Origin of the sequence: uncultured Veillonella sp., assembly GCF_934190855.1 — a bacterium.
In the GTDB taxonomy this organism is placed as follows: domain Bacteria; phylum Bacillota; class Negativicutes; order Veillonellales; family Veillonellaceae; genus Veillonella.
In genome coordinates this window covers 1-5,646 of record NZ_CAKPTN010000103.1, presented here as the reverse complement: position 1 = coordinate 5,646, position 5,646 = coordinate 1, and the positions used below count along the sequence as shown (strand labels likewise).

The 5,646-nt window shown below is 40.2% G+C and carries 7 protein-coding genes; 5 read left to right on the top strand and 2 right to left on the bottom strand.

Translation table 11 applies throughout. The annotated features are described in order from the left end of the window. Nucleotides 1-129 precede the first annotated feature (129 nt). The 4 genes from Q0F90_RS06645 to Q0F90_RS06630 all read left to right on the top strand — a co-directional run bounded on the left by Q0F90_RS06645 (nucleotide 130) and on the right by Q0F90_RS06630 (nucleotide 2,529). Entirely contained in the window at nucleotides 130-264 is a 135-nt protein-coding gene (locus tag Q0F90_RS06645; RefSeq protein WP_296004274.1) for a hypothetical protein, read from the top strand. Between the two features lie 62 nt (nucleotides 265-326). Then, complete coding sequence (locus tag Q0F90_RS06640) at nucleotides 327-491, top strand: hypothetical protein (protein WP_296004273.1); 165 nt, start codon at nucleotides 327-329, stop codon at nucleotides 489-491. A 9-nt stretch (nucleotides 492-500) separates the two neighbouring features. Then, nucleotides 501-794, top strand: coding sequence for a hypothetical protein (locus Q0F90_RS06635; RefSeq protein ID WP_296004272.1), 294 nt, complete (start codon nucleotides 501-503; stop codon nucleotides 792-794). Between the two features lie 508 nt (nucleotides 795-1,302). Next, nucleotides 1,303-2,529, top strand: coding sequence for an MFS transporter (locus Q0F90_RS06630; protein ID WP_009352425.1), 1,227 nt, complete (start codon nucleotides 1,303-1,305; stop codon nucleotides 2,527-2,529). Nucleotides 2,530-2,777: 248 nt separating this feature from the next. Here Q0F90_RS06630 and Q0F90_RS06625 read toward each other — a convergent pair whose 3' ends face one another. Continuing rightward, on the bottom strand, nucleotides 2,778-3,572 hold the full coding sequence (locus Q0F90_RS06625; RefSeq protein ID WP_296004271.1) for a hypothetical protein: 795 nt from the start codon (nucleotides 3,570-3,572) through the stop codon (nucleotides 2,778-2,780). Nucleotides 3,573-3,715: 143 nt separating this feature from the next. Here Q0F90_RS06625 and Q0F90_RS06620 point away from each other — a divergent pair, with 143 nt between their 5' ends. Further along, a complete protein-coding gene (locus tag Q0F90_RS06620; protein ID WP_296004270.1) occupies nucleotides 3,716-4,264 on the top strand; it encodes a GDSL-type esterase/lipase family protein in 549 nt (182 codons plus the stop codon). A gap of 215 nt (nucleotides 4,265-4,479) precedes the next feature. Here Q0F90_RS06620 and Q0F90_RS06615 read toward each other — a convergent pair whose 3' ends face one another. Then, nucleotides 4,480-5,454 carry a hypothetical protein gene (locus Q0F90_RS06615; protein ID WP_296004269.1) on the bottom strand — a complete coding sequence of 325 codons (975 nt, stop codon included), beginning with the start codon at nucleotides 5,452-5,454 and terminating at the stop codon, nucleotides 4,480-4,482. Nucleotides 5,455-5,646: the final 192 nt, after the last annotated feature.

Here is a 5,646-nt window from a genome sequence, read left to right as displayed (position 1 = left end):
TCTACCTGAAGAAGTAAATGAAATTTTTTATCTAACTGAGAACATCGGATATATTTTTATAAATCGAGATCTATCTGGTGGATTATTCTTCGTTCAAACAACTTAAACAAAACTAAAAAGGATTGGATTATGTATAAAAGTATTGAAACTGTATTAAATTGTTTTCTGCTGGAAATGTATAAATGGGAAGATAATGCTAATAAGCATATTGATGCAGGCACAGATATTCCTGATGAGATATTGAAACAAACACTAAAGGAGTAAAATTTAGTCCTGATGATTTTGCTCGTATAGGGGTATCTAGGGAACAAGTACCCTCTGTCGTAATGGATGCAGTAACAAAAGGAAAAATTGTTGGTCATCAAGGAAAAGATATGGGAAGGCCTATTTATGAAGTAATGGTAAACGGGCAGAAAAGCCGTATCGCGGTTACTACTGGAAGTAACGGGTTTATTGTCGGTGCAAATCCGGCAGGTAGAGTAATAAGATAGGACGATAAAATGAAAAAAATTAAATTAATGCCTGAATATGGCTGTTTTCCCATATGGGGTATGGATGATGATAATTTTGGAAATATAGATCCATATTCTTTACCAATATCTAAGTCTCTTGCTGAAGAATTGTTGGGGTGGGCAAATAAATATGATAAAACCTTAAATATAGATGAACCTCTAAACTCTGGATTTGAAAATATAGAGAAAGAAAATATTTTTAAATACGAAGGTGAAAAATTATTTAAGAAACTAAAGTTGGAGTTAGAAGATCAATACACAGTTATATATCCAAGAATATGATTATTTGACATGTAATATCAGCCGACCCAGCGGCAATATCCTGTAAGATAAAAATTCAGACGCCACCAAGCAAGCCGTAGCCTGCATGAACTTTCAAATACACAGGTATGTTACGGCGAATATACCGCTTGGGGTCGTTTGAAAAAAGAGGAGTGGGTTTATAAGAACGCATATCCTGATATGTGTCCAGGAAAATGGGTACATATCAGTTATGCCTAGAGGGCTATATATATATCTTTAATCTCGCACCCATGTTATACTGTTTGTATACTATAAATCTTTAGAGATTGGTTGGGCCATTTGTTGCCTGTTGCTCGTTTCTTTTGATTTATTGATATACTTGGTAAGGCAATTGGAGCCCGTGCCTTGTATATTACTATAGAGAACTCTTTATCTAATCGATGGAGGGTTCTTTTTTATGTTATCCTTCATGCTTTGTATTTGAAAAATTATTTCTATTTATAGTATGATTACTTTATATGTTTTTATTCTGTAGAAAGGAGCTCGTATGAATCGACTTAGTTTCTCACGAACTCAGATTTTAATTCTCCTTAGCGTATGGCTCACGTTCTTGTTGAGTTTCGTAATGCGCTTATCTTGGTCTTCTGTTATGCCGATCCTCAACGAGGCTTTGCACTTTACCGCAAAAATGGGGGCACAGCATATTTCGGCCTTTTATTTTGGCTATGCTTTAACAGTATTGCCAGGTGGTATCTTAGCCGACAAAATTGGTTATAGACGTACGATCTTATTTAGCTTAATTGGTATGGCTGCTGTAACGGCGCTTATGAGTACCATCACAGACTACAACATGGCTTGGGGCTTACGCTTTTTATTAGGTGTTATGTCTGGTCCTGTACAAGCATCCTGTTTGAGTGCTATCGGCGATCACTTTGGGCCTAACCAACGTGGTGCGGCTGTAGGTATCTTCATGAGCTGTACATCCTTTGGTATTACGACTGTAAACCTTTACGCACCATATGTTGCCACTCATTACGGTTGGCAAACAGCGTTCCTTGCTACAGCCATCTTGCCGTTAGCGGTACTCGTATTATGTTACTTCACGGTGCGTAAGCCAAGTGCTGAAATCATGGCACAACGCGAAGCAGAGGCTTCCGAAGCGGCTGCTAAGCTCGGTGTAGGTCAAACGTCCTTGAAAGAGAACTTGAAGCACATCCTTTCAAACCGCAATATTCGTTGTTTAGCCATCGCTGGTTTCTTTGCAACAGGTACGACTTGGGGTGTAACGCAATGGGCGAACTTGTACATGGTAAAACAATTAGGCGTCACTGCTATCTACGCAGGTCAAGTTATGAGTGTGTTCGGTACGGCCGCACTTATTGCAAAACCAACCATTGGTATCTTATCCGATATTTTACCAATCAAGAAAAACCACTTGGCGGCGCTCGTTATGTTCCTATTTGGTCCAGCCTTGATCTTATTCGCTAGCACATCCAATCCGAATATGCTCTTCATTACAGGTCCAATTCTCGGTATTGGTGCTTTCATGCACAGTGCCTTGACGAATGCTCTCGTAGTTCAATCTGCAGCACCTCATTTGCGCGGTACTACAGCGGGCTTCGTAAACTTGTTCAACCAAATCGGTGCTCTCTTGGCGCCACTTCTCTTGGGCAATGTCCTCGTTATGACGGGCAGCTACCAAATGTCCTTGATGTCCATCGCTATTGCGCCTGTAATCGGTGCATGTGCATTGTTCTTCATTCGTCTTAAATAATGTGAAAGTATAGTTTCTGCTTTTATCAATGTGAAAGTGTAGAGTTTACTTTTAATAATATGAAAGCAAGATTCCACTTTTTATGTTATAAGAGTACATGCAATGGGCATAAGAATCATTAGAATATGAAATAAAAAGACTGAACTAGTTCTCCAAATGGAGGGTAGTTCAGTCTTTTTGTTGGCAAATTAACTTGTACTAAGTGATTATCAGCATTAGAGGAATCACTTAAGCCTTAGTACTAATATCTATGGTCTAGGTGGTGCAGTATAATCTGGTTGCGGACCCCATTGGCTCATAGGTGTGTTCGGATCAGGTAAGTCTTGATTTTGAATATCTAATGCCCAATCAGGGCGTGGTCCTAGAGGAGGTGGTGGAGGAACTGGCCCGTAGACACCTAGTTTAGATGGCGCTAAGCGCGGTTGATGATAGGCATATGGCGATTCTAGCTGATTTAGCGGTTTATATACCCCTTCAGGCGGTTGAACACCAAATAGTGGTTTCTCTGCAGTAGGAGCAGGGCTGTTCATAGGCTTATATGGGCGTGGTGGCACATAAGGGTTCGTGAAGGTATAGGTAATTCGCTCCATTTCTAGCGCATTGTGCAAGATAAACTGACCGATTTCAGCGACGGCAGATCCTTTCGGAGCTACGCGAGCACCTGTAGATAAAACGGAGCGGTGATTGTCAGCCATTCCAATAGGGGCACCATTGACTTGGTAGAATTTAGCAGGCGCTACATGCCAGTCCATAAGGTAAATATCTTTAGATGTGTTACCGCGATGGTATGTATAATTAGTCATATAGTCCGCAATGATATTTTGTTGCTTATATAGACTAATGGTACGAGCATGTAATGTATTATATGTCGGTCCTGCTTGTACTAAATTGATGGTACTCAAGTCGATATACACAGTCTCTACAGGGCTGTTATAAGCCACTTGAAATTGGGTAGGTTTGTTTTCTAATTCGTATTGTGAAATAGCACTAGCTGTTTGCAAACTCGCCAGAGCAATCACTAAAAAGGGATATAGTTTTTTCATCGTTGACCTCTCTTATGTGGAAATAGTATACCATAGTCATAGGTTTAATTCCATGAAGAGTGCATATAAAATGCTATAATATGTATATTGTGTATAATGTTCTTTTATTATATGATTAATGCATAGTTACAGGAGGGATGAATATGGAAATCATCTGTTTTGGCGACAGCATTACGCGCGGTTACGATGTGCCTTATGGGCGTGGGTGGGTTGAAATCTGCGATGCCTCTATTGAGGGTGTAAACTTTACGAATTATGGGGTGGATGGCTGCTCAGTACAAGCCATGATTTACAATATTGAAAACTGGGCGGTTACTGCTGTATCTGATCCAACGCGCCACATCTTCTTGATGTGTGGTACCAACGATATCTTACAAGGTCGAGATAGTGCATATGTGTTCAAGACCTTGGTGAAAGCCATTGAATTAGCTAGCACAAAGGGGGAGGTCATAATCGGTTTAGAAACACAAATCGACAGCGATATGGATGGCCTAGACCTCGTCGTGAGAGAGGTTAATGAACAGCTAAAAGCATACGCAGAGGCTCATGATATTAAGGTCATTGATTTCTATACTACCTTGTTTGAGGCAGATCAAATCGGACAAATCGTCTTTGCCGGAGAGGTACATCCTAACGAGCTAGGCTATCGTCTGATGGCTTACAAAGCATTAGAGGTTTTTACACGTCTATAAAATTTTATAAGAGCTTATAGATGGTTACCTGTGTTAGAGGTTCTTACGAGGCTTAAAGACTCTTATCAGCTTTTATATATTCTTATAAGCTTGTAGACAAAAAACAGCCCTAATGAGGTACCTCATTAGGGCTGTTAGTGATTTATAGTCTTTTTGTGTGAAAACTTGTGGCTTTCACAAGTATAATTAAATTCGTAACGAATTAGTAGTTAGAATTAGCGACGTGCGTTGCCAACCTTAGCGGATTGAGCAATTGCGTATGCAGTGCCTTTTACTAAGTCGTAAGCATCAGCAGTGTTGCCAGATACTGTTACAGCAGCTACAGTGTCTTCAGTTACTGCGAACAATGCAGTTGCGTAAGGGTGTTGTGCACCATTTGGTACAGTTACAGCGCCGGATTTAACGATGATGTAACGGCCGCCGTTGTTGAAGATATCATAATGAGCAGCTTGTTTTACACCGTCATAGCTTTCATTGTAAGCGAACAATGCAGCTACTTCACCACCTGCTACTTGACCAGTTTGTTGCATGGAACGCAATTTAGCAGCTGCTACAGCTGTTGGTTGAGTCATGTTAACAGTGATACGCAAGGAGTTGTTGTTTACAACTGCTTCAGTGATTACGTTTGTAGAGAATACATTCGCTACACCGTCACCAGCACGGTTGTAAGTGCTAGCAGTTTTCACTTGGTAGCCATTAGTGTATGCAGGCAAGTCATAAGTGTAAGTTTTGCCGTTCAACAATAAGTCGAAAGCGTTCAATTGGTTAGTTTTGTAACGAGAAACGTATGCACTGCCGTTGCCATTAGCTGTTACGGAGTTTACAGTTTCTTGGTATACAGGTTGGTAGCTAGGTGCGATAGGGTCCATGATTTGAAGACCTACAGCAGTTGTTTGTGGTGCTACGAAGACTGGATCGCCCAATTCTTTAGATACAGGCATTTGTTGAGCCATGTCACCTGCTGTGTAAGGAACCGCTGGCAATGGTTTGTAACCAGGGCGTGGTGCACTTGTTACATAGCCAGATTGGTAAGCTGGTGTAGCCGCTTGAGGTGCTGCGTAAGTATATTGCTCTGCTGCAGCGCGTTCGTAAGCGCGTGCATTAGCATCGATGGATGCAGCGAAAGCGGAGAAGGACATAGTTGTAGCTGCAAATACTGCGAAAGCAGCCGCTAAATGTTTTTTGTTCATAATAATTCACTCCTAAATACATGATTTTTTACAAATAACACAAATACTAACATGTATTATATATGAAATTCTGTTAATTGTAAATAAAATATAAATTTTTTTCTTAATTATAAACAAATATAATCAGATGCGTCAAATATTGTACAATTAGCTTAAAATTACCCCAGAATTAAGCACAGAATGTCATATTAC